Origin of the sequence: Legionella busanensis (assembly GCF_900461525.1) — a bacterium.
Classification (GTDB): Bacteria; Pseudomonadota; Gammaproteobacteria; order Legionellales; family Legionellaceae; genus Legionella_C; species Legionella_C busanensis.
Genome location: NZ_UGOD01000001.1, coordinates 2288750 through 2311509, shown reverse-complemented (window position 1 = coordinate 2311509; position 22760 = coordinate 2288750). Strand labels below are relative to the sequence as shown.

The following is a 22760-nucleotide window of genomic DNA, read 5'->3' as shown; positions in this document are numbered from 1 at the left end:
CCTAAAACGTTTCTGAAGACATCCAATAGCAGCTAAGAACTGAAGTCAGGAATGCCATCTTACCCTCATAAATATCTTTTTCATTTAATTATTAAAAGCGTAAATAATCTAGCTGACTTTCAATTAAAGATAAATCTATTTTATTAAGATCTTGTATCTTAACAAGATAATTGCATACTTTTTGATTAATTTTCTACTATAATTAAACCAACGTTCTACGTCGCCTGTATCAACTAGTTTTAGGGTAGAACTAGATTTAAAGGGTTTTGCAAGTTAACTTCATGGAGCGAATTATGATGAAAAAGTTAAAAAATATTATATCTCTACTAGTTTTAGGCGTTAGTTTTTCTGCCTCGGCAGCTGACAGAGTCGTAATTACAGGTGAACCTGTTGTATTACAACAATCAGGTACAGGTGATGCAGTTGTATATACATTACCAGCAGATGTAGCAACTACAGCTACAGCTACAACAACTACTTATCACTATGTTACAGTTAATGGTACAAATCGAGTATGCTACAGCAGTACCCAACCTAATTTAGGTAATATTGATATGGTAACTATTAATGTATCAGTTAATGGTACTACGATGCCATGGTATTGCTATGCTGCTGATACTACAGTTTTTGATATACAGCCAGCTACAGCTACAACAACTACTACAACTACGGTGCCAGCTGATACTTCTACAACAGTAACTACACCATAAAAATTTATATATTGCTCAATTAATTTAAATTAATTGAGCAATATATTCATATAGTTAAATAATTATCTATTGCTAATTTTGTTTCTTCAATAACATCTAGTAATTGTGAGCTTAACTGCGCAAGTAGCTTTGGATTATTAATCTTTAAACCATCTTCTGTATATTGACAAGCTTTATGTAATTTAATTGCACCACAATAAATAGCACTACTGCGCATTTTATGAGCTAACTCTTTGATACGTTTATAGTCATTTTTTTTATATGCATCGTAGATAGATTCTTTGTCGAGGGCTAATTCTTCTTGCAAAAGAATTATTAATTCTCTTAACAAGTTTTCACCGCCGGTATTATTAATACCTACTATTGGATCTAAAATTGGAAAATCAACTAATTTAAATATTTGAGGTTCAGATTGAGACTGCGAAATATTAATTAGCGGCTTTGGTTGTTTTAAAAGTTTACTGAATTTAGGAAAAAATTTGGCAATAATAGACCTTATTATCATCAAATCGAGCGGTTTAATAAAAATACCATTCATGCCTGCCTGTAAGCAGGCCTGCCTTTCTATCTCTGAGCTAGAGTTGGCCAAGCCAATAAAAGGAATGTTTTCATTTTGCTGCTTATACTCTAGTGCACGAATTTGTTGACATAGCTCTATGCCAGAAATACCTGGTAAACTAATATTGGTAATAATGATATCAAAAGGAATTTGTTTAATTATTTTTATAGCCTGTTCACCACTTGTTACTGAAGTTAAGTGGAATCCAATTTTGCTTATTATGATTTCAACTAAACGTGAGGCAATAGGATTTTCTTCAATGAGCAGTAAATGAAGCGTTTCCATCGACTTGTGCTTATTATCTATCATTGATGGAAACTTTCTTATTATTAACTGAAGTTATTTGATAAGTCGATAAATTTTCTAAATTTAAAGGATTTTTATAATTTAATGGATCATTTCTCTGCAGTTGACAGCTTAAAGTTTGGCTCATATTTATAGCACCTTAGTGAATAAAATTTTAATCTTATTTACTTAAGATTATAATAAGTTTGCCTAAATAGTGCGTAAAAAGAGTTGCGTATAATAAATTTTACCTTTGTTATCATAAGCAATTCCTATACCTGTTAAATTATAGTTACCTATAATATTTCTTCTATGACCGGGGCTTTTTATCCACTCACTAGCAACTATTTTCGCCGTTTTATAATTATAGGCAACATTTTCAGCACCTCCATGTGCATTTTTAATAGCTGAATATAAGTGCTCAATGCGCGTAGAAAAGCCTTGATGTCCAAAGGGTACTTGATGTGCCGCCATCGCCTTACTATGCTGGGTTGCTTCAGCTGAGATAACTTCATTAAGTTTTAAAGGCGATAATCCATGTTTAATTCGATATTGGTTAATATAAAAAAGAATATCTTGCTGCATCTGTGTAACAGCGGTTTCTTTAGGTGCTGTTTGTGTATGGGCTTGCGCTTGAAAACAAGAAACAAGAATTAAGAAAATTAAGCTATGTAACAATAGTTGACTATTTTTCATGATCTTTATTTATTGCGTTATCTGCGAAAAGCCATATATTATACAAAATTAATCTTTTTGAGAAATTTTTTTTTAAATTGGTTAGTGTTTTTTCATTTAAAGGCATTCTATGTAGAATATCTAATTAGATTTAACTTAACCTTTTGTAGAAGTCATGACCAATAAAGCGGGCGCCAGGGCCTTCTTTAATAATATTTTCGGCTTGTTTATTTAAAATTGAAATAGTATCAAGTGTCTGTTTATTTTTATCAAAATTACCACTCAAACTTAGTACAGATTCACACATAGGGTAAACGATACTAACTGTAATTGCGTTACCAATCATGAAACCTGTAATGGGCCTTTTTACATTAATAGCTTGTGGACAAGTTTTAGAAGCAACTGCCGTTGTAAAATAACCATCTATTTTATTATTATCTTGGATATTTAACTGTAGAATGGAGCCGCGCTCATTTTTATACGAGATAGTATTTTGCGCTGCAAAAGTAGTCTGGCTTGAGAAGGCAAAAATAATTAATAATAGATTTAAGAGATTAGCTTTCATGAGTATACGTTGAAAAACAAAGTGAGTATATTTTAGCATGTGATCCATGTTCTTCAATGCTTTAGCTTAAAGTAATTTATATATATTTAAGAATGGTATGTTTTCACGCTTTATCAAAGACATACTATAGTATTAAGAGAGTGCTTTAGTTATTTTATAAATAAACTTTTAGTAGAATTAATAATGATGAATGAAATTAATATTTTAAAATTATTTTATGACGAAATGAAAGTACGCGGAGAGACTCGCGATAATGTATTTTTGAGTATCAATGAAACCGCTACTAATATTCTTTCGGAAAAATTGGGATATTCGGTAACGTTGGAAGAAGCTCAGCATGCCACAGATATTTGTATCGCTAATGAGTGGCTTGAAAGAACTACAATTGACCCAGGATATAATTTTTTATCACTAACAGCTGCAGGTTTACAAATTGTTTTGGCGAATCAATATACTTAAAACATTTTATCACTGAAATGCTGTATTTGGCGCATCTTGCATGAAAATAATGCATTTAAAAATGCTTAGCTATGCTGGGTTTTTTTAGGGTTATTTTTAAATCATCTGCGCTCAAATTTAACACTTTCTAATAAAACGTTATTCTACTGGATGAGTATGTAAGTCGCATTGCTTATTTCGATATAAGCGATAGTGAACTCGACTAACTTCCTTTGCAGGTTCTGTATTAAGCACTACTTCTATAATTCGCGAAAAACGCGCATGAAATGGAGGTACCTCATGAGCTAGATTAAGTAAAATATCTTTAAACCCTTTGGGTTCTTCATAGCCAATTTGAATAGGGGGAGGCGGTTTAAGTCCTTCACCTTGTAAGTTATGTGGAATAAAGCTGTCATCTTTAAACGTCCAAAGTAACTCATCTATTAATTCAGCTTCATCTTTATTATTACAAAAGACAAAGACTTGATGTTGTCGAGTGTATGCTTTTTCTAACAAACGACAAACAAGTAACCAACGTGCTTTTACATCAGCACTAGACATTAAATAAAAATCAACGCGTGGCTGCATAGCGTAATAACTGTATTAATAAGGGAATAGGACGGCCTGTAGCTTGCCGTTTTTTACCTGATACCCAGGCAGTTCCAGCAATATCTAAATGGGCCCAACGATATTTTTTGGTAAAACGTGATAAAAAACAAGCTGCGGTAATAGCACCAGCGGACCGATCAAAGCCCGCATTAATCATATCAGCAAGTGGACTATCTAATGCATCTTGATATTCTTCTTCAAGTGGCATACGCCAACACTTATCGCCACTTTCTTTGGCTGCTAAGAGAAGTTGCTCAGCAAGTGTGTCATCTGAAGTCATAAAACCTGTATTAACAGTACCTAATGCAACAACCATAGCACCAGTTAAAGTAGCAATATCAATAACAAATTCAGGCTCAAAGCGTTCAGCATAGGTTAAAGCATCAGCTAGAGCTAATCTTCCTTCAGCATCGGTATTTAAAATTTCAATAGTTTGTCCTGAGAGACTGGTAACAATGTCTCCTGGTTTGACAGCGGAACCACTGGGTAAATTTTCGGCACTAGCTATAAGCCCTATTACATTAATAGGTAATTTAAGTAGAGCACAAGCTTTAAGTATGCCTAGAACGGTAGCGGCACCTGTCATATCATATTTCATCTCATCCATAGCATTAGCAGGCTTAATGGATAAACCACCAGAATCAAAGGTAATGCCTTTTCCGACCAAAACAAAGGGCTTACTATTATTGCCACCCTGATGTTGTATTTCTATAAAACACGGTGGTTCTATTGAACCTTGGCTAACAGCAAGTAAAGCCCCCATACCTAATTCTTCAATTTCCTGCTTTGTGAATGCTTTAGCTTTTATACTATCGTGTTCCTTAGCAAGTCTTAACGCTTCCTCGCCTAATACAGTTGGTGTGCAGTGATTGGCTGGTAAGTCAGCCAAATTCCTACTTAAGGTTATACCTTCGGCAATGGCTATACCTATATTAATTGCAGATTCATCCGCATTCTCTAAATAAAACTGAACAAAATTTAGGCTGTTTTCTTTTCTATTAACTGTTTTAAACGTATTTAATTGGTAATTCTGGGCATTAATTTGTAGAATCATTTGGGTAATTTGCCAATTAGCATCTTGCTTATAAACCTGCGGTAAGCAAATTGTTGCTGATTGGATACGCTGTTTTAATAACAATGTGGAAATTTCATTGAGTCGTTTATTAAGGCTAGACGGAGTAAACATATTTTGTTTACCACAATGAACTAACAATATGCTAGGATTATCTACATTTGTTTGCCAAGCCCAATCACCTGCTTCTTGTAATTTTTGTGTTAATTGCGGTAGTAAATTTGAGTAAGATTGGATTTCATTAGGAAGAGTTGGTGGTTCATTGTTAGCAAATAAACCAATAACAAGGCATTCAGTGGTAATTGAATCTAATGTTTGGGTTAAACCATATTGCATTATTATGCTTCCTATCATCCATAAAAGTTGCTAGTTTACAGAAAGTTAATGGCTATGCAAGTAGGTTTTGTTTAGTATGTAATGAATTAGTGGCATATCACTTTGGTAAGAGGGTAGAACTGCTCACTTACATTAGGATTAAAGGTTAATAATTTTGAGAGCTAAGCTGTGCTAATTTTCCGTTATTTAGCAAAAGAGGTATTTGTAACTTTAACGTCTCTTACGACTATTTTGGTGCTTATTTTTATGAGTAACCAATTTGTCCGTTATTTAAATAGGGCAGCTAGTGGACAAATTCCTCTTACTATTATCATGAAGCTAATGATGCTTGAGTTACCTAATTTAATGGCACTACTTTTGCCTCTAGGCTTTTATGTTGCGTTGCTTATTGCTTATGGCCGCTTATATGCTGAAAGCGAAATGACCGTATTACAAGCTTGTGGTTACGGGCCATCTCGATTACTTAAGCACAGTTATATAATGGCTATGTTTGTAGGTGCACTTGTCATGGTTTTAATGCTTTGGGCAAGTCCTCTTATTGCAATTGAGCGAACGAAATTAATTCGTACTACAGGGGTGCAAACAGTTATTCAAACCGTTATACCTGGTCGTTTTCGTGCAATTGCACAAGGGCGAGAAATATTTTATATAGAATCAGTGAATCGTAATCATCAAACAGCTAAAAATATCTTTTTAGCTAAATTATCGATTAAAAATCATCTACCTCATTGGGATGTTTTATGGGCAAATCAAGCGTTTGCTAAAACGGATGAAGAGTCTCATGAAGATTACCTCATTTTAAATAAGGGTAATGAATATGAGGGCCAACCTGGACAAAGTGATTATCGTATTGTTAATTTTGATCAATATCAGGCACGTTTACCGCACCCAACTATTGAAACTAAACAAGATGTGCGCAGCATAGAAACAAAAAATCTTTGGCCTTTAAATAATCCTGATAAACGTAAGGCTGCTGAATTACAATGGCGATTTTCCATACCATTAATGGTCCTCACTTTAACCTTGGTTGCTGTACCTTTAAGTCGGGTTAATCCTCGTTCTGGAAAGTTTGCTAAACTTCTGCCGGCCATTATTCTATACATCATTTATGCAAATTTTATGTTCGTAGCTAGGGATTGGATGATTGACGGTAAAATTCCTGTAGCTATAGGAATTTGGTGGATTCATATTGTTGTCTTACTAATTGGCCTAGTTCTTGTTTGGCGAAATTGGCTGAAATTAGGATAATTAAAGAATGAAATTAATTGATCGCTATATCGCTAAAAATATTCTAGCCGCGACAGGCTTAGTTACTTTAATGTTGGCTGGGCTACAAGTATTTATTCTCTTTGTTAATCAATTAGATGAGTTAGGACGTGCAGATTTTGGCTTTATGCAAGCATCTTTTTTCGTACTTCTACAGATGCCTTATCAAGTTTATTTGTTTTTTCCTATGGCAAGTTTATTAGGCTGCTTAATTGGGCTTGGCGTCATGGCTAATAATCGCGAACTTATTGTAATGCGGGCAGCAGGCCTTTCTATTAGTCAAATTACCCTATCTGTACTTAAAGTTGCCCTCATTTTAATACTTACTGTGACTTTGACCGCGGAGATATTAATACCTCGATTAGCGCATTTCGCAAATAAGCAGAAACTACAGGCTGTTAGTGGTGGGCAAACGTTAAGTACAGCTCAAGGGGTATGGTTACGCAATCATAATGATTTTATTACGATTACCAGTGTTTTACCTAACCATTCTTTATTTAATGTTTATCAATTTCGTTTTAATGATGACCATAAGTTAGTATTTGCGCGCCAGATATTATCTGTAATGTTGATTAAAAATCAATGGGTTGCCTTTGATGTTAAAGAAACTCTTTTTAAAGATAACCAAGTTCAAACACGCCAAATTCCTAGCATGCTTTGGGATGTTCCAGTGAAACCTATGGTTTTAAAGTTAATCAAGAGTGAACCAGATGAGATGACTTTACGAGAGATAAAACAATTTCTAGCAATTCAAAAGCGTAGCCATCAAGTCGCTCTTAATTATCAACTTGCTTATTGGCAGCGTATTATTCAGCCGCTAACTAGTACTGTAATGATGATATTAGCGATTCCTTTTATTTTTGGCCCATTACGCTCTTCAACAATGGGCTCAAAATTATTAGCAGGGGCTATTGTAGGATTTAGCTTTCATATTTTAAATCGTTTTTTTGGCCCAATTAGTCAAGTATTACAGTGGCCAGCGGTAATTGCGGCCCTAGGGCCTACATTTTTATTCGCTGTGTTGGGTATCTATTTGATGCGCCGGGTTAGATAATGTTTGCTCTTAGGCACTTAATAGAAACCGTACTTAATCCCTTTTCTATTTTTCTGTTTTTATTCGCTAGTTATTTAATTATTCTTTATAAAAGAAAGGCAGAGCGCCTTATTTTTTTAGGTTTTTCGACTATTTTTATTTTGCTACTTTTGTTTAGTACAGGATGGGTTCCTAAATTAATGACTAAAACCCTAGAAAATCAATATCCTATTGTTACCCAACCTAATCCACATATTCAATGGGTTGTTGTTTTAAGTGGAGGGCAGTCTCCGGCTATTAATAAGCCGGCCAATATGTTGTTATATGGTGCAAGTTTAAAGCGTTTAATTGAAGGTATTCGTTTACTGCAACAATTACCTAATGCAAAATTATTGTTATCAGGTGGAGGATATGGGGCCGATATTGCAGAGGCTAAACGTATGGCAAGCGTGGTAAAGCTTCTAGGCGTTTCTGATAATAAAATTGTTTTAGAAACTTCTTCAATTAATACTGCTGCTCAAGCCAAAGGATTAAAAAGGTATTTAGGTAGTGCACCTTTTTATCTAGTTACTTCAGCAACGCATATGCCCAGATCAATGTATATGTGTAAGCATGAAGGTTTAAATCCAATAGCCGCGCCTACTGATTTCACAATTTATTGGGATAGTGAATATTGGCGCAAAGTTTACCTACCTAATCCCCAAAATTTAGTCTATCTAACCATAGCCTGGCATGAGATTTTAGGACTTTTATGGGCAAAGATAACATAAAAATAGCGAATTTATGAATTAGGCTAGAATACGTTTATAATTTATGGCTACATGCCGCGACTTGGTTCGCAGCATCTAGAAATGGTTTTAATCCCTAACAAATAAAATCCTGTGGAAATACTACAGATGCACTATTATCTTTAGAACCAAGTATGATATGCCCGGCTTTTAAAGTGCACTGTCCAATAGGATTTGGCTGTAATAATGATTTAGAAGGGAGGTTGTAAAGCGTTGCACTTATAACGTAAGGTATGTCATTACAAGGTAGTTCGGAAATAAATTGAGGTGCGCTACCACCTTGCAAAGTAACAGATTTGGTTACATTTTGATAATTAGTCACATTAAATGCGACCTGTTGATCTAAAGCAATAGGGGGAGTTGAAACAGCAAATTGAATTTGGCATGTATCTATATTCTGGGCGTAACTAGAATAACTAAGTATTAAACCTACAATTGCTGAAGTTAATTTAACTAACATATGCTGTCCTTTATTAAAAACTAATTAATTTACCTTAAGCTTAATAATTTTAAACATCCATCATTTTTTGCACTATTTTTAACAAGCCTAACAATGGCCTAGCCAGAATATCTTAAAAATAATCTATTTTTCAATAAAAACGGGTATAAATTTTGGGCTAAAGACTGTAAAATAGCGTAATTTGTTTTTTTAGTAGTAAAAATGCCAAAACGTACTGACATAAAATCTATTTTAATTCTGGGCGCTGGTCCTATTGTAATTGGTCAAGCATGTGAATTTGATTATTCTGGCACACAAGCTATTCGTGCTTTAAAAGAAGAAGGATATCGAATTATCTTAGTTAATTCTAATCCTGCTACGATTATGACAGATCCAGAGCTTGCCGATGCTACTTACATTGAACCAGTGCAATGGGTAGAGGTTGCTAAAATTATTGAAAAAGAGCGGCCTGATGCATTATTGCCTACCATGGGTGGCCAAACAGCGCTTAATTGTGCACTTGATTTAGTAAGAGAGGGAATTTTAGCTAAATACAATGTTGAGATGATTGGAGCAACGCAAGAAGCAATTGATAAAGCTGAAGATCGCGATCGTTTTCGCAAACTAATGAAAAAAATTGGTCTAGAGATGCCCCGATCAGCAATTGCACACAGCTTGGAAGAAGCTTTTCAGGTGCAAGCACAGCTAGGATTCCCAGCGATTATTAGACCGTCTTTTACTATGGGTGGTAGCGGTGGTGGTATCGCTTATAATAGAGAAGAATTTGAAGAAATCTGTACCCGCGGTTTAGATTTATCACCTACTCGCGAATTGTTGATTGATGAGTCTGTTTTAGGTTGGAAAGAGTATGAAATGGAAGTCGTACGCGATAAAAAAGACAATTGTATTATTGTTTGTACGATTGAGAATTTCGATCCAATGGGTGTACATACCGGTGATTCTATTACTGTTGCGCCAGCGCAAACATTAACAGATAAAGAATATCATCGTATGCGGGATGCTGCAATTAAAGTGTTAAGAGCCGTAGGTGTCGACACAGGAGGCTCTAATGTCCAATTTGCAGTAAACCCGGAAGATGGTCGTTTGTTAGTTGTTGAAATGAATCCTAGAGTATCCCGAAGTTCAGCACTTGCCTCAAAAGCAACAGGTTTCCCAATAGCAAAAGTGGCTGCCAAACTTGCAGTAGGTTATACGCTTGACGAACTGCGCAATGAAATTACCGGTGGTAAAACACCCGCCTCCTTTGAGCCTAGTATTGATTATGTCGTTACTAAGATTCCCCGTTTTAATTTTGATAAATTTCCAGAAACGTCTACTACATTAACTACTCAAATGAAATCAGTAGGCGAGGTAATGGCAATTGGTGCTAATTTTCAAGAATCATTACAAAAAGCTATTCGTGGTTTAGAAATTGGTCGTACTGGACTACATTCTATATTCAAGAAGGGCGATGATTTAGCTCGTTTACGTGGTCATTTAAGAGAGCCTACGCCTAATAGGCTATGGTATATTGCTGACGCTTTTAGGCAGGATTTATCATTAGAGGAAATCCATAATGAAAGTAAAGTGGATCCTTGGTTTTTGGCTCAGATTCAAGAGTTAGTGCTTATAGAGCGTAGTATTTTCGGTAAAGCGATTGATGAACTTGATAAGTTAACATTACAGCAATTAAAAAAACGCGGCTTTTCAGATGCTTACCTTGCTCGCCTACTTTATTGTAGTGAAGAGGCAGTAAGAAAGCGCCGTTTAGCGTTAGGTGTGGCGCCTGTATATAAACGTATTGATTCTTGTGCCGGTGAGTTTCCTAGTGATACAGCTTACATGTATTCTTGTTATGAAACAGTTTGCGAAGCAAGACCTGATTCAGATAAACAGAAAATTATGATTTTAGGTGGCGGGCCAAATCGCATAGGGCAAGGAATTGAATTTGATTACTGCTGTGTTCATGCCGCTATGGCTTTGCGAGAAGCAGGCTATCAAACTATTATGGTAAATTGTAATCCTGAGACTGTCTCTACTGACTTTGATATCTCAGATCGGCTTTACTTTGAACCCGTCACTTTAGAAGATGTTTTATCAATTGCGGCTATTGAGAAACCAATGGGCGTTATTGTTCAATATGGCGGCCAGACGCCCTTGAAATTAGCACGCGCGTTAGAAGCAAATGGTGTACCTATTTTAGGAACCTCTCCAGATGCTATTGATATGGCAGAAGATAGAGAGCGATTCCAAAAACTTGTACAAGAATTAAAATTGCATCAACCACCTAATGGCACCGTTCGAAGCCTTGAAGAAGCTATAAAAGTAGCTAAGCGAATTGGCTATCCATTAGTTGTTAGACCTTCTTATGTATTAGGTGGTCGAGGGATGGAAATTGTCTATCATGAAGAGGATTTACGTTATTATTTAGAGCATGCCGTTGCTGTCTCTAATGATTCACCTGTATTGCTTGATAAATTTTTAAATGATGCTATTGAAGTTGATATAGATGCTGTCTGTGATGGTAAAGATGTAGTGGTTGGCGCTATTATGGAACATATTGAGCAAGCAGGTGTACATTCGGGTGATTCTGCTTGCACCTTACCCCCGTTTAGTTTGAGTGTAGTTGTACAACAAGATCTGATTGAGCAGATACGACAAATGGCTTTAAAGCTAGGCGTGGTAGGATTAATTAATGCGCAATTTGCTATACAAGCTGATGATATCTATGTTCTGGAGGTAAATCCTCGTGCATCACGAACAGTGCCTTTTGTATCGAAAGCAACAGGCTTATTAATGGCAAAAATTGCTGCTCGTTGTAAAATAGGTCAAACTTTAAAACAGCAAGGTTTAAGCCAGCATTATCCTATGCCACCTTTTTATTCTATTAAAATGCCTGTTTTTCCATTTATTAAATTTCAAGATGTTGATTCAATTTTAGGTCCTGAAATGAAATCAACAGGTGAGGTAATGGGAATTGCCAGACGTTTTGGACAAGCTTATGCTAAAGCCCAATTAGGTGCTGGTTCAAATATTTTAAAAAGACGACGTGCGTTTGTTTCAGTCCGTGATGCTGATAAAGCACGGGTTGGTGAGATTGCAAAGCGTCTAATCCAGTTAGGATTTGAAATTATTGCTACGCGCGGTACTGCTCTTGTACTACAAGCAGCGGGTATTGATTGTCGTCGGGTGTTTAAAGTAGCTGAAGGGAGGCCACATGTCGTTGATCTTATAAAAAATCATGAAATTGATTTTATTGTTAATACAACAGATGGTAAGCAAGCCATCGCTGATTCTTTTGCTATACGTCGTAATGCTCTACAGCATAAAGTTAGTTATACGACAACCTTATCAGGTGCAGAAGCAGCCTGTTTGGCAATGAAATATGAGGATCGGGAAACAGTAACACGACTACAGGATTTACATTAGAGGTAATTATGCAAAAACACCCTATGACAGTACAAGGAGCCGAAGCTCTTCAACAAGAATTACATCGTCTAAAATTCGTTGAACGGCCACGAATTGTAGATGCAATTGCTACTGCACGTGCCCATGGTGATTTAAAAGAGAATGCTGAGTATCATGCTGCTAGAGAACAGCAAAGTTTTAATGAGGGCCGAGTTCTAGAATTAGAAGCAAAATTGGCTAATGCACAAATAGTAGATATTACAAAACTACCTAATAATGGCCGGGTTGTTTTTGGTGCTACAGTGCGTGTTTGTCATATTCAAAATGATACAGAAATGACCTTTCAAATTGTTGGAGAGGATGAGGCAGACATTAAGTTAAATAAAATTTCTTATAGTTCGCCTATTGCCCGAGCATTAATTGCTAAGCAAGAAGGTGACACGGTCACCGTACAAACACCCGGGGGGATTGTAGAATACGAAATACTTGAAGTGGAATATATTTAAAGATATTAGCAAAGGCTACTTTTGTACCACTTTGAATTTAGGATGATGTTGCCCTACCTTATTCTAAAATCTGGATACCCTATCCGTTCTAGATTCAAGAGTAGGTTGGGCTTAAGCACAGCGCAGCCCAACAATTGCAGACTGCAGTACACTATAAGATTGATGCTCTACTGGTGAAACACGGTAAGCCTTTAAGGCAAATAATAAAAAGGATTAGGCAACTTAAATTCCTTTTTAGCAAATCCACCTAGTAAATCACTGTATTGATCACCAATAGTTGCTACTACAGTATAACCTTTTTCGGTAATAAGCTTTCTCATCTTTGTTTTAAATTTAACAATAGAGTATGAATTATAATTATCGGGTTTACAGTAAAGGCCAGCCCAGTCTTTATAACCAGCAACTAATAGATTTTTTTGAGTTGCATCACATTCAGATTCAGTTCTACCCGTTACAAAAAAAACTTTTATACCATTTTTTAAAGCATCTTGATAAAGGGCAAGCATAGGTTTAATAGGTGCAGAATCTGCAGCGAGTATTTCATTATGAATAACCTCACGAGTACCCATAAAATTACGGCGTGCAAGCTTATCATAGTTACTTAGACTCGTCTCATCAATATCTAACACGAGCGCAAGTTCTTCCTTGGTTTGGCGCTGTTTATTTAATGCGACCTGCTTTAGGAGATATTGATGCGCTTCTTCAATAACAGCAGTTAATTCTCTTTGATAAGCGCCAGAATCGTGATAAACCTCAATTTCTTTCTTTACCCAGGTAAGATTAGGTGGTTCTGCAACAGCATTAAAAGAAACGAAACATGAGAGGGCAAAAAAAAGTCTGAAATAGCGCATGATGAAATCCCAAGTTTTTTAGGCATTATATTCAGTTAAAATTGTTTGTCAATTGCTCATTCTGCGCATGTTGTCTGCATTTTATTCGTATTGGTATAAAAAAAGTGTTCTATGGCTATATTTTAAGCTATTAAAATAAAATTTTTTACCCTAATATATGCACTTTTTTTAGGAGAAGCTGTGGTTATTTTCTTTATTGCTGGTTCATCAGGTGGTGGTAAATCAACGTTGGCAGCCGAACTTGCGGCGGAGCTTAATCGCCAGCATATTGGGGCAAAAATTTTGAAAATGGATAATTATTACAAAATAAAGGATGTGACTAATCCTCGCAAAAATTTTGATACGCCAGATGCAATAGATATTGAGCTTTTAGTAGAGCATTTAGAGCAATTACAAGCAGGTCAGCCCGTAGAAAGTCCGCTATATAGTTTTGAACAACAAAATAGACTCCCAGAAACAGTGCGAGTAGAGCCTACTGATAGTTTGATTGTTGAGGGTATTTTTGCTTTAAAGATCATAGAGAGGCTAGAAACTTCAGAGAAATTGGGCATATTCATTCAACCTGACTCCTATTTGGCGAATGTGGAAAGACGAGCTAGTCGTGATGTTAATGAGAGAAGTACTTCAATTGAAGAAACTAAACGACGAGAGATAAAATCAAATGTTAGAGACGGTTTTTTCAGGTATATCGCTCCGACAAGATATCTAGCAGACATTGTTATTTCTAATAACCATTTAGATGATATTGGTAAAGGCGTTAATCAAATTATTGCACTTTATAGAGAAAAATTTTTACCGGCTAATGAGAGTGAACAAAATTTAATACAAACAATAATTTAATAATAAAAGTAAAGGTTAATCGGTTGTTAACCTTTACCTAAATTCTTTATAGATCAAATGCTGGCCTTAATTTTTTAACAATATCCGCTTTATGTGCTTGCAATGGATCGATAGTTAAGGTTGGCGCTCCCAGAGCAAAATTAACTTTATCTAATGCAATCCAAATCACATTGGGATTTGATGTTGAATGAAAATAATAAGTTTTATTAGTTAGATCAGCTATGGAAATCCATTGAGTTGGCCAAGCTAGTTCTTTTTTATTTTCATATGTATAAACTGCACCAAAAGGTACCATAGCTGATCTGATAACTGACAAAATATCACTAATTGACTGATTAAAATCACCTGGTTTAGGCAATGTTTTCAAATAAGTTGCCGCACGAACAAATCGATTAATTGGAGCAGCATCGCCAGGAAGTGGGCGTGTACCGCCAAATCCTTGGTAATTTTTAAGGTTGGCAAGTTGAATATTATAAGCTGGCTCATTGGTTACTACTTGATATTGAGGGCCATGATAAACATTCATTTTTCCGTCAATAAATTCAATTACTGCAGAATCTCCTGTAGCATCTTCAATCGTTAAATGAAGTGGCCATTTTTTTCCTTGTACTTCTGTTGCTACAATTTCTAGATTCTTAGTGCCTGCCAGTGCTTCATTTACTGTAGCAAAGTTATCTAAAATATATTTACCCCACATGCCATTAGATATTTTCGGTAAGTTATTATTGTAGTTTGGGTATTTAGTATTTTCTAAATAAAGTAGATGAACAGCTAATCCTTTTTCATTAATTCCATCGGTAACAGCATTAGTATGTAAAGCAGTTACCATGACAGTACCATATTTAGAGCGCCAATGTAGCGAGTTTTTACCGGCCTCTCCATTATGTTCTACACCTCGGGGCTCAGCAACAATTAATGGCATGTCTGAAGTATAAAGATCCATGGTACGAGCTACAAGCAGCCTATTGGGTGTGGCGTTTGCAAAGATTGTTGTACAGGCATTACTATAAAAAGTGCTTGCTAATAAGCAAGTTAGTGTAAGTTGCCGCAGACTATTTAAATTAATAAGCATATAATGAATCCTTAATTTTATATTCTTAAGCGTAGTCTAAAAAGAAAATAATGCTCGCAAAGTATTCTTACTGCTAAAAATAGTTTACAATATTGCTGTTTTCACTGTAAATAGAACTAAATTAGTACTATATTATTAGTAATTAGACACATTAATTGCTATGGCAATCCCCTATTACTTAATAAACAAATTACAGTAGATTAATAGTTTTGTTTTCTAATTAAGGACCGATTTAGTACTAGATAATTTAGGGTGGTAATGGTATGCTGCGTATCAGCAAATTGGCCGATTATGGAACAGTAATCATGGTGTATTTAGCAAGACGTCCTAATACACTTTGCAATGCGCGGGATATTGCTTTACATACTCATCTCTCCGTACCGACAGTAAGTAAATTATTGAAACGATTAACAGCAGCTAAATTACTCACCTCTGTACGTGGGGTGTCTGGTGGTTATCGACTACAAGGATCTGCAGCAGATATTTCTGTTGCTGAGATTATTTATGCCTTAGAAGGACAAGAAATGGGTTTAACTGAATGTAGTATTCACCCTAATGAATGTTCTTTACAAGGAGTATGTCATATTCAGGGTAATTGGCAATTAATAAGTCGAGCAATCAATACAGCGTTAGATAGTGTAAGTTTAGAAATGCTAGCCAAGCCTTCTTTACAACCTATTGAAATTGATAGAATTAGGCAGCTGGCAAGTGGAGTACATCGTGGCTAAAAGTAATGAGCAAATAAATACCCTTCTGGAAAGAGACTATCAGCATGGCTTTGTAACAGAGATTGAAGCTGAGACATTTGCGCCTGGATTAAATGAAGATGTGGTGCGTCGTTTATCGGCAATTAAGGGGGAGCCTCCGTTCATTCTAGAATGGCGCCTTAAAGCTTTAGAATATTGGAAAACAATGCCTGAGCCTGAGTGGGCTAGCGTACATTATCCACCTATTGATTATCAGGCCCTTTCTTATTACTCAGCGCCTAAACAAGCCAAAGATGCACCTAAAAGCTTAGATGAAGTTGATCCGGAGTTACTAAGGACTTATGAAAAATTAGGTATTCCTTTAAGAGAGCAAGAGCTATTAGCGGGTGTTGCCGTTGATGCAGTATTTGATAGTGTCTCTGTGGCAACAACTTTTAAAGCAAAGTTAGCAGAAGTTGGTGTTATTTTTTGTTCTTTTTCGGAAGCAGTTCATAATTATCCGGACTTGATTCGCCAATATTTAGGTTCTGTTGTACCTTATCGTGATAATTTTTATGCTGCTTTAAACTCAGCAGTATTTAGTGATGGCTCCTTTGTTTATATTCCTAAGGGCGTGCGTTGTCCGATGGAGTTATCCACATATTTCCGAATTAACGCGGCTTCAACTGGTCAATTTGAGCGAACGTTGATTATTGCAGACTGTGATAGTTATGTTTCCTATTTAGAAGGCTGTACAGCGCCTATGCGTGATGAAAATCAATTGCATGCTGCTGTAGTAGAATTAGTGGCACTAGAAGGAGCTCAAATTAAATATTCTACAGTACAAAATTGGTACCCCGGGGACAAAGAAGGAAAGGGCGGTATTTATAATTTTGTAACTAAGCGTGGTGCTTGTCGAGGTAAACGCTCTAAGATTTCCTGGACACAAATTGAAACAGGTTCAGCTATCACTTGGAAGTATCCTAGTGTTATTTTACAAGGTGATGATTCGGTCGGTGAATTTTATTCAGTAGCTTTAACTAATAACTTACAACAAGCTGATACCGGTACTAAGATGATTCACTTAGGTAAAAATACACGCTCCACAATTATATCTAAAGGTATAAGTGCTGGTCGTTCGCATAATGCTTATCGCGGTCTAGTTCGAATCGCACCAACTGCAACTAATGCTCGTAATTTTACTCAGTGTGATTCATTACTTATGGGCGATGAATGTGCAGCACTTACTTTCCCCTATATAGAAGTTAAAAATGCAACAGCTCAGCTTGAGCATGAAGCAACAACATCAAAAATTAGTGAAGAGCAACTATTTTATTGTCAACAACGTGGTATCGATACTGAAGATGCTGTATCCATGATTGTAAATGGTTTTTGTAAACAAGTTTTAAAAGAACTCCCTATGGAATTTGCAGTAGAAGCAACAAAATTATTAGGTATTAGTTTGGAAGGGGCAGTAGGTTAAGTATGTTAAAAATTAAACAATTAAATGTAGCTATTAATGGACAACCTATCTTAAAAGGCATTGATCTTACCGTAAATGCAGGCGAAGTTCATGCTATTATGGGCCCTAATGGTTCAGGAAAAAGTACGTTGTCTAAAGTATTGGCAGGTCATCCTGCTTATACCGTAACAAGTGGAGATATTGATTATTTAGGGCAAGATTTATTACCTCTTTCGGTTGAAGAGCGTGCTCGAGCAGGCATTTTTATGTCTTTTCAATACCCAGTAGAAATTCCTGGGGTGACCAATATTAATTTCCTTAAAGCATCTGTTAATGCCGTACGAAAAGGGCAAGGTAAAAATCCCTTAGATGCAATTGAATTTTTAAGCTTTATCCGGAATCTATGTCAATTATTAGATATGGATGAAAGCTTCTTATATCGTAGTATTAATGAGGGTTTTTCCGGTGGGGAAAAGAAACGCAATGAAATTCTACAGCTTCTTGCTCTGGAACCTCAATTAGCTATTTTAGATGAGACTGATTCAGGCTTAGATATTGACGCTTTAAGAATTATTTCACAAGGTGTTAATGCAATGCGTTCTCCTGAAAGAGCTATTGTCTTAGTAACACATTACCAGCGATTATTAGATTACATTGAGCCTGATTTTATTCATGTGCTAGCCAACGGTCGCATTATTAAATCAGGTGATAAGTCACTAGCATTAGAATTAGAAAAGAAAGGCTATAGCTGGCTTGAGGAGAAAGAGCAGGCATGAGTGAAATCCTTGAATTTTACCAAGAGCAAGCAAAAGCAAGCAGTTTACCTGAGCCTTGGTTAGCATCCTTACAGAAGGAAGCTTTAGATGATTTTAGCCAGTACGGTTTTCCTAGTCGTAAAAATGAGGAATGGAAGTACACTTTATTGGATTCTTTTTTGCAACAGCGATTTTATAGTTCTTTAAAGCTAGGTTCTGTAAATCAAAATAAGGCACAAGATTTATTGCCATTAGATTACCAGCTGACAATCTGTAATGGGCAAATAATTAACAATCTTCAGCCGTTTGGACAGCAATTACCAAAGGGTATGCTAGTATTGCCGTTATTAGAGGCAATTAATCAGCACGCTGACAAAGTAAAACCTTATCTTGCTCAATTATTAAAACATGAACACGGTTTTCATGCATTAAACACAGCTATACTGCAAACAGGCGTATTTATTTACTTACCAGAAGGTGTCTGTTTAACAGAGCCTTTAGTTTTAGCTCATTGGCAGAATAATCAAGAACAAGCGGTCTATCCACGTCACTTAATAGTTGCTGAGTCAGAAAGTCAGGCTACTATTGTAGAAACTTTTGATGGTCAAAAAGATCAAAATTATCTGACCAACGTTGTAACAGAGATCGTTTTAGCCCAAAAAGCTAAACTGGTTCATTATAAAATTCAAAATGAAAGCAACGCCGCCTTTCATATTGGTCATTTAGCGGTAAAGCAAGCTACACAAAGCCAGTTTGAGAGCCATTCGATTAGTTTAGGTGGTCGTTTAGTTCGCAGTGATATTTCCATTTCACTAGAGGAAGAACAAGCTCAGTGTTTAATGAATGGGCTTTATTTACCTGGGGATAATCAACATATTGATCATCATACAACGGTTTATCATCACGTCCCTAGTTGTCAAAGTATCCAGGATTATAAAGGTGTGTTAGCGGGTCGTTCCCGTGCTGTTTTTAACGGTAAAGTGATTGTTGCAAAGGATGCGCAACATTCTGAAGCACGTCAACAAAATAAAAATCTATTATTATCAGCGCAAGCGGAAGTAGACACTAAGCCTCAGTTAGAAATTTTTGCTAATGATGTTGTTTGTACGCATGGTGCTACTGTAGGGCAGTTAGATGAAGATGCATTGTTTTATATGGCTAGTCGTGGTATTTCACGTGAAGAGGCTAATCGTTATCTAATACAAGCTTTTGCTACTGAGAATTTAAATCGGATACCGCATTCTGCAATAAAAGAATGGATAGCCAATTTAATTAATACAAAGTTGGAGTGAAGTATGAATTCAGCAATTTTAAATACTAGCTTCGATGTTAATACCATTCGCAAAGATTTTCCTATTTTGCAGCAAAAAGTGAATGATTGTCCGTTAATATATTTCGATAATGCGGCAACAACACAAAAGCCAAAAGCAGTTATTGAAGCAATAAGTAACTATTATTCACAGGATAATGCTAATGTGCATCGGGGCGTGCATGCGTTAAGCGCACGAGCAACACATCAATTTGAGCGGGTGAGAAATAAAGTACAGCGATTTATCAATGCTCAATCAGTCAATGAATGTGTTTTTGTACGTGGTACTACAGAGGCAATTAATTTAGTTGCACAAAGTTTTGTGGCGCCTCGTATTAAGCCAGATGAAGAGATCCTTATAACCCATATGGAGCATCATTCTAATATAGTTCCTTGGCAGATGGTTTGTAAAAAGACAGGTGCAAAATTACAAGTAGCTCCAATTTCTTATTCAGGTGAAGTATTACTTGATGAGTTTGAAAAAAAACTAAATGAAAATACCAAGTTCGTAGCTATTACCTATGCATCAAATGCTTTAGGTACGGTAAATCCTATTAAACAAATGATTAAAATGGCACATGCTTATGGTGCCGTTGTTTTAATAGATGGTGCGCAGGCAACTGCACATTATCCTATTGATGTACAGGATTTAGGTTGCGATTTTTATGCATTTTCTGGTCATAAAATGTATGGCCCAACGGGCATTGGTGTGTTATGGGGTAAAACACATTTATTAGAAGATATGTCACCTTATCAAGGTGGTGGCGAGATGATTAATTTCGTTACTTTTGATGCGACTGAATATGCGCCTATTCCTTATAAATTTGAAGCTGGTACGCCGAATATTGCTGGCGTTATGGGGTTAGGGGCGACTTTAGATTATTTGGCAACATTAGATATGGAAGCGGTTTCTGCTTATGAAGATTATTTATTAAAATATGCAACGGATGCGTTACTTGCCGTAAAAGGGTATAACATTATTGGTACAGCGAAAGACAAAGTGCCTATTATTTCTTTTGTACATGGTAAAATACATGCTCATGATATTGGAACTATCCTAGATAGTGAAGGTATTGCTATTCGTGGTGGCCATCATTGCGCAATGCCAGTGATGGATTTTTTTGATGTGGCAGCAACAACTAGGATTTCATTAGCATTTTACAATACGACTGCTGAAATAGATTATTGTATGAAAGTCTTACAAAAAGTAAAAGAGGTGTTTGCATGAGCATGGAATTACGTGAGTTATATCAGGAAATTATCATTGATCACAATCGTAATCCGCGCAACCATTACAAGATGGAAGGAGCGACTGCTCAAGCGAATGGTTATAATCCTTTATGTGGCGATAAATTAACAGTTTACTTGCAGGTAGAGGATAATATTGTTAAAAATTTAAGTTTTGTAGGCTGTGGTTGTGCTATTTCACAAGCTTCTGCGTCTTTAATGACAGAAGCATTGAAAGGAAAGCCTGTTGAGGAAGCAAAAGGTATTTTTGAGGGATTTCATCACATGTTAACAAGTGACGAAGAAAGACAATGGGTAACCAGTGATAAGTTATCGGTGTTAGCAGGAGTTAAAGCATTTCCAGCTCGAGTTAAATGTGCAACACTTGCTTGGCATACCTTTAATGCAGCCATGAATAATAACCAAGATCCAGTTAGTACGGAGTAGCGTTATGTTTGGCTTAAAAAAGAAGCTTAGTGAAGATACATTAAAAGAGCATGTGATTGCTGCCCTAAAAACCGTCTATGACCCAGAAATACCAGTTAATATTTATGATTTAGGTTTAATTTACGATATAAATGTTGATGAAAAACATCACGTTCATATTCAAATGACTTTAACAAGCCCAGGCTGTCCTGTTGCCCAGACTTTTCCAGGCACAGTAGAGCAAGCTGTTAATCAAGTTGAAGGGGTTACTGATTGTACAGTAGAGTTAGTTTGGGAACCTATGTGGACGCAAGATCGCATGTCAGAAGTTGCAAAACTTGAATTAGGAATTTTTTATTAATGTCTTGGCAACCTTCCGCAACAATCTCAGCTTTACGACAACGTGCCCAATTTATTGCTAAAATTCGTGATTTTTTTCATAAACGTGGCTATCTTGAGGTTGACACGCCTTCTATGGCACGCTTTGGCATAACGGATGTTTATTTAAGTAACATTAAAGCAACCTTTCGTGGGAAAACTTATTATCTACAAACTTCTCCCGAATATCACATGAAAAGGCTACTGGCTGCCGGTAGTGGCCCTATTTTTCAATTAGCGCGAAGTTTTCGTGATGATGAATTAGGACGCTGGCATAATCCTGAATTTACCATGCTTGAATGGTATCAATTAAATATTGATCATCATGGTTTAATAGCGGAGATAGATGAGCTTCTTCAACTAATTTTATCTTGCCCTCCTTTAATTAAGAAAACTTACCAGCAAGCTTTTTTAGAAGTTTGTGACTTAGATCCACTATCTGCCTCAATTATGGATTTAAAGTCATGTCTTTTAAATTATGATTTAGATAACGTGTTGGCTAGAGATGAAGAAGATAAGGATCAATATTTATTTCTATTAATGAGTCATGTAATTGAGCCTGCCTTTACTGATTTAAATGCCCCTGTGGCTATTTACGATTTCCCCCCTTCTCAAGCAGCACTTGCGCAAGTAAATAATGATGTTGCTGAGCGTTTTGAAATTTACGTTAAAGGAATTGAGCTTGCTAATGGCTTTCATGAATTAACCGATGCCAAAATACAAAGAGAACGCTTCAAATCAGACAACGCGCTTCGCCAAGCTAAATCTTTAGAAAGGGCAGAAGTAGACGAATATTTTTTAAACGCTTTAGAAGTAGGGCTGCCATCTTGTAGTGGGGTAGCTTTAGGTGTTGATAGACTCATTAGCTTAGCATTAAATCAAACACATATAAGTTCTGTTTTAGCATTTGATTTTTCCCGAGCTTAACTGATAATACTCCTCTTCCTATTTATGTCCCGCGGCATGTCTGCGCGATATAGCGCTGTGGCTTGCTCTTAAATTGTGTGACCAAGCTGCTAAATACAATATTTACTACTCTGGAAAGGTAATAAACCTAAATATATT

At 36.2% G+C, this 22760-nt stretch carries 25 protein-coding genes; 16 read left to right on the top strand and 9 right to left on the bottom strand.

The genetic code is table 11. The annotated features are described in order from the left end of the window. Positions 1-293 precede the first annotated feature (293 nt). Entirely contained in the window at positions 294-710 is a 417-nt protein-coding gene (locus tag DYH30_RS10310; protein WP_115331580.1) for a hypothetical protein, read from the top strand. 46 nt (positions 711-756) lie between these two features. On the opposite strand, the gene DYH30_RS10305 is transcribed toward DYH30_RS10310, so the two are convergent. The 4 genes from DYH30_RS10305 to DYH30_RS18305 all read right to left on the bottom strand — a co-directional run bounded on the left by DYH30_RS10305 (position 757) and on the right by DYH30_RS18305 (position 2833). Further along, the gene (locus DYH30_RS10305; RefSeq protein ID WP_115331579.1) at positions 757-1578 is read right to left on the bottom strand and encodes a response regulator; all 822 of its coding nucleotides are present in this window, start codon (positions 1576-1578) and stop codon (positions 757-759) included. Continuing rightward, positions 1568-1702 (bottom strand): hypothetical protein, encoded by a 135-nt coding sequence (locus DYH30_RS18570; RefSeq protein WP_278043115.1) that lies wholly within the window; start codon positions 1700-1702, stop codon positions 1568-1570. Before DYH30_RS18570 ends, DYH30_RS10305 begins: the two co-directional genes overlap by 11 nt. Positions 1703-1764: 62 nt before the next feature. Next, the gene (locus DYH30_RS10300) at positions 1765-2250 is read right to left on the bottom strand and encodes a CAP domain-containing protein (protein ID WP_115331578.1); all 486 of its coding nucleotides are present in this window, start codon (positions 2248-2250) and stop codon (positions 1765-1767) included. Between the two features lie 130 nt (positions 2251-2380). Then, positions 2381-2833, bottom strand: coding sequence for an avidin/streptavidin family protein (locus tag DYH30_RS18305; protein WP_242604666.1), 453 nt, complete (start codon positions 2831-2833; stop codon positions 2381-2383). A 147-nt stretch (positions 2834-2980) separates the two neighbouring features. Here DYH30_RS18305 and DYH30_RS10290 point away from each other — a divergent pair, with 147 nt between their 5' ends. After that, complete coding sequence (locus tag DYH30_RS10290; protein ID WP_115332554.1) at positions 2981-3253, top strand: hypothetical protein; 273 nt, start codon at positions 2981-2983, stop codon at positions 3251-3253. A 138-nt stretch (positions 3254-3391) separates the two neighbouring features. Here the strand turns inward: DYH30_RS10290 and DYH30_RS10285 are convergent, their stop codons facing one another. Then, a complete protein-coding gene (locus DYH30_RS10285; protein WP_115331577.1) occupies positions 3392-3820 on the bottom strand; it encodes a DNA polymerase III subunit chi in 429 nt (142 codons plus the stop codon). Next, positions 3804-5249 carry a leucyl aminopeptidase gene (locus tag DYH30_RS10280; RefSeq protein ID WP_115331576.1) on the bottom strand — a complete coding sequence of 482 codons (1446 nt, stop codon included), beginning with the start codon at positions 5247-5249 and terminating at the stop codon, positions 3804-3806. Before DYH30_RS10280 ends, DYH30_RS10285 begins: the two co-directional genes overlap by 17 nt. Before the next feature lie 168 nt (positions 5250-5417). Between DYH30_RS10280 and lptF the strand changes: the two genes are divergently transcribed. Genes lptF through DYH30_RS10265 form a run of 3 tightly spaced genes read left to right on the top strand, consistent with a single transcriptional unit; the run spans position 5418 to position 8318 of the window. After that, positions 5418-6497 (top strand): LPS export ABC transporter permease LptF, encoded by a 1080-nt coding sequence (gene lptF / locus DYH30_RS10275; protein WP_115331575.1) that lies wholly within the window; start codon positions 5418-5420, stop codon positions 6495-6497. 7 nt (positions 6498-6504) lie between these two features. Then, a complete protein-coding gene (gene lptG / locus DYH30_RS10270; RefSeq protein WP_115331574.1) occupies positions 6505-7569 on the top strand; it encodes an LPS export ABC transporter permease LptG in 1065 nt (354 codons plus the stop codon). Further along, positions 7569-8318, top strand: coding sequence for a YdcF family protein (locus DYH30_RS10265; protein ID WP_115331573.1), 750 nt, complete (start codon positions 7569-7571; stop codon positions 8316-8318). The genes lptG and DYH30_RS10265 overlap by 1 nt, the downstream gene beginning before the upstream one ends. A 94-nt stretch (positions 8319-8412) precedes the next feature. On the opposite strand, the gene DYH30_RS10260 is transcribed toward DYH30_RS10265, so the two are convergent. After that, positions 8413-8796, bottom strand: a complete 384-nt coding sequence (locus DYH30_RS10260) for a hypothetical protein (RefSeq protein ID WP_115331572.1) — start codon at positions 8794-8796, stop codon at positions 8413-8415. Positions 8797-8997: 201 nt separating this feature from the next. Here DYH30_RS10260 and carB point away from each other — a divergent pair, with 201 nt between their 5' ends. Together carB and greA are read left to right on the top strand one after the other, a co-directional pair. Then, entirely contained in the window at positions 8998-12204 is a 3207-nt protein-coding gene (carB, locus tag DYH30_RS10255) for a carbamoyl-phosphate synthase large subunit (RefSeq protein ID WP_115331571.1), read from the top strand. 8 nt (positions 12205-12212) lie between these two features. Then, positions 12213-12689: a transcription elongation factor GreA gene (gene greA / locus DYH30_RS10250; RefSeq protein WP_115331570.1), complete on the top strand. Its 477-nt coding sequence runs from the start codon at positions 12213-12215 to the stop codon at positions 12687-12689. Positions 12690-12880: 191 nt separating this feature from the next. On the opposite strand, the gene DYH30_RS10245 is transcribed toward greA, so the two are convergent. Beyond that, the gene (locus DYH30_RS10245; protein ID WP_115331569.1) at positions 12881-13540 is read right to left on the bottom strand and encodes an HAD family acid phosphatase; all 660 of its coding nucleotides are present in this window, start codon (positions 13538-13540) and stop codon (positions 12881-12883) included. Between the two features lie 180 nt (positions 13541-13720). Between DYH30_RS10245 and DYH30_RS10240 the strand changes: the two genes are divergently transcribed. Continuing rightward, the gene (locus DYH30_RS10240) at positions 13721-14380 is read left to right on the top strand and encodes a uridine kinase family protein (protein WP_160116195.1); all 660 of its coding nucleotides are present in this window, start codon (positions 13721-13723) and stop codon (positions 14378-14380) included. Positions 14381-14426: 46 nt separating this feature from the next. Here the strand turns inward: DYH30_RS10240 and DYH30_RS10235 are convergent, their stop codons facing one another. Next, positions 14427-15452 (bottom strand): linear amide C-N hydrolase, encoded by a 1026-nt coding sequence (locus tag DYH30_RS10235; RefSeq protein WP_115331567.1) that lies wholly within the window; start codon positions 15450-15452, stop codon positions 14427-14429. Positions 15453-15715: 263 nt separating this feature from the next. On the opposite strand from DYH30_RS10235, the gene DYH30_RS10230 reads away from it, so the two are divergent. The 8 genes from DYH30_RS10230 to epmA are packed head-to-tail and all read left to right on the top strand — an operon-like array spanning position 15716 to position 22622. After that, positions 15716-16180, top strand: coding sequence for an SUF system Fe-S cluster assembly regulator (locus tag DYH30_RS10230; RefSeq protein ID WP_115331566.1), 465 nt, complete (start codon positions 15716-15718; stop codon positions 16178-16180). After that, a complete protein-coding gene (gene sufB, locus DYH30_RS10225; protein ID WP_115331565.1) occupies positions 16173-17621 on the top strand; it encodes a Fe-S cluster assembly protein SufB in 1449 nt (482 codons plus the stop codon). The genes DYH30_RS10230 and sufB overlap by 8 nt, the downstream gene beginning before the upstream one ends. A gap of 2 nt (positions 17622-17623) precedes the next feature. After that, complete coding sequence (sufC, locus tag DYH30_RS10220) at positions 17624-18376, top strand: Fe-S cluster assembly ATPase SufC (RefSeq protein ID WP_115331564.1); 753 nt, start codon at positions 17624-17626, stop codon at positions 18374-18376. Further along, positions 18373-19647 (top strand): Fe-S cluster assembly protein SufD, encoded by a 1275-nt coding sequence (sufD, locus tag DYH30_RS10215; RefSeq protein WP_115331563.1) that lies wholly within the window; start codon positions 18373-18375, stop codon positions 19645-19647. Before sufC ends, sufD begins: the two co-directional genes overlap by 4 nt. 3 nt (positions 19648-19650) lie before the next feature. Next, the gene (locus DYH30_RS10210; protein WP_115331562.1) at positions 19651-20892 is read left to right on the top strand and encodes a cysteine desulfurase; all 1242 of its coding nucleotides are present in this window, start codon (positions 19651-19653) and stop codon (positions 20890-20892) included. Next, the gene (sufU, locus tag DYH30_RS10205; protein ID WP_115331561.1) at positions 20889-21338 is read left to right on the top strand and encodes a Fe-S cluster assembly sulfur transfer protein SufU; all 450 of its coding nucleotides are present in this window, start codon (positions 20889-20891) and stop codon (positions 21336-21338) included. Before DYH30_RS10210 ends, sufU begins: the two co-directional genes overlap by 4 nt. Before the next feature lie 4 nt (positions 21339-21342). Continuing rightward, positions 21343-21678 carry an SUF system Fe-S cluster assembly protein gene (locus DYH30_RS10200; RefSeq protein ID WP_115331560.1) on the top strand — a complete coding sequence of 112 codons (336 nt, stop codon included), beginning with the start codon at positions 21343-21345 and terminating at the stop codon, positions 21676-21678. Then, positions 21678-22622, top strand: coding sequence for an elongation factor P--(R)-beta-lysine ligase (epmA, locus tag DYH30_RS10195; RefSeq protein ID WP_115331559.1), 945 nt, complete (start codon positions 21678-21680; stop codon positions 22620-22622). The genes DYH30_RS10200 and epmA overlap by 1 nt, the downstream gene beginning before the upstream one ends. The last annotated feature ends 138 nt before the right edge of the window (positions 22623-22760 follow it).

What these genes read in the sequence shown, in the direction of transcription:
- DYH30_RS10265 (WP_115331573.1), top strand. Translation starts at nt 7,569, where the DNA reads ATGTTTGCTCTTAGGCACTTAATAGAAACCGTACTTAATCCCTTTTCT.
- DYH30_RS10210 (WP_115331562.1), top strand. Translation starts at nt 19,651, where the DNA reads ATGAATTCAGCAATTTTAAATACTAGCTTCGATGTTAATACCATTCGC.
- sufC (WP_115331564.1), top strand. Translation starts at nt 17,624, where the DNA reads ATGTTAAAAATTAAACAATTAAATGTAGCTATTAATGGACAACCTATC.
- DYH30_RS10235 (WP_115331567.1), bottom strand. Translation starts at nt 15,452, where the DNA reads ATGCTTATTAATTTAAATAGTCTGCGGCAACTTACACTAACTTGCTTA.
- DYH30_RS10285 (WP_115331577.1), bottom strand. Translation starts at nt 3,820, where the DNA reads ATGCAGCCACGCGTTGATTTTTATTTAATGTCTAGTGCTGATGTAAAA.
- DYH30_RS10260 (WP_115331572.1), bottom strand. Translation starts at nt 8,796, where the DNA reads ATGTTAGTTAAATTAACTTCAGCAATTGTAGGTTTAATACTTAGTTAT.
- DYH30_RS10280 (WP_115331576.1), bottom strand. Translation starts at nt 5,249, where the DNA reads ATGCAATATGGTTTAACCCAAACATTAGATTCAATTACCACTGAATGC.
- DYH30_RS10230 (WP_115331566.1), top strand. Translation starts at nt 15,716, where the DNA reads ATGCTGCGTATCAGCAAATTGGCCGATTATGGAACAGTAATCATGGTG.
- DYH30_RS10305 (WP_115331579.1), bottom strand. Translation starts at nt 1,578, where the DNA reads ATGATAGATAATAAGCACAAGTCGATGGAAACGCTTCATTTACTGCTC.
- sufU (WP_115331561.1), top strand. Translation starts at nt 20,889, where the DNA reads ATGAGCATGGAATTACGTGAGTTATATCAGGAAATTATCATTGATCAC.
- epmA (WP_115331559.1), top strand. Translation starts at nt 21,678, where the DNA reads ATGTCTTGGCAACCTTCCGCAACAATCTCAGCTTTACGACAACGTGCC.
- carB (WP_115331571.1), top strand. Translation starts at nt 8,998, where the DNA reads ATGCCAAAACGTACTGACATAAAATCTATTTTAATTCTGGGCGCTGGT.
- DYH30_RS10245 (WP_115331569.1), bottom strand. Translation starts at nt 13,540, where the DNA reads ATGCGCTATTTCAGACTTTTTTTTGCCCTCTCATGTTTCGTTTCTTTT.
- DYH30_RS18305 (WP_242604666.1), bottom strand. Translation starts at nt 2,833, where the DNA reads ATGCTAAAATATACTCACTTTGTTTTTCAACGTATACTCATGAAAGCT.
- DYH30_RS18570 (WP_278043115.1), bottom strand. Translation starts at nt 1,702, where the DNA reads ATGAGCCAAACTTTAAGCTGTCAACTGCAGAGAAATGATCCATTAAAT.
- DYH30_RS10200 (WP_115331560.1), top strand. Translation starts at nt 21,343, where the DNA reads ATGTTTGGCTTAAAAAAGAAGCTTAGTGAAGATACATTAAAAGAGCAT.
- DYH30_RS10300 (WP_115331578.1), bottom strand. Translation starts at nt 2,250, where the DNA reads ATGAAAAATAGTCAACTATTGTTACATAGCTTAATTTTCTTAATTCTT.
- DYH30_RS10310 (WP_115331580.1), top strand. Translation starts at nt 294, where the DNA reads ATGATGAAAAAGTTAAAAAATATTATATCTCTACTAGTTTTAGGCGTT.
- lptG (WP_115331574.1), top strand. Translation starts at nt 6,505, where the DNA reads ATGAAATTAATTGATCGCTATATCGCTAAAAATATTCTAGCCGCGACA.
- greA (WP_115331570.1), top strand. Translation starts at nt 12,213, where the DNA reads ATGCAAAAACACCCTATGACAGTACAAGGAGCCGAAGCTCTTCAACAA.
- sufD (WP_115331563.1), top strand. Translation starts at nt 18,373, where the DNA reads ATGAGTGAAATCCTTGAATTTTACCAAGAGCAAGCAAAAGCAAGCAGT.
- DYH30_RS10290 (WP_115332554.1), top strand. Translation starts at nt 2,981, where the DNA reads ATGAATGAAATTAATATTTTAAAATTATTTTATGACGAAATGAAAGTA.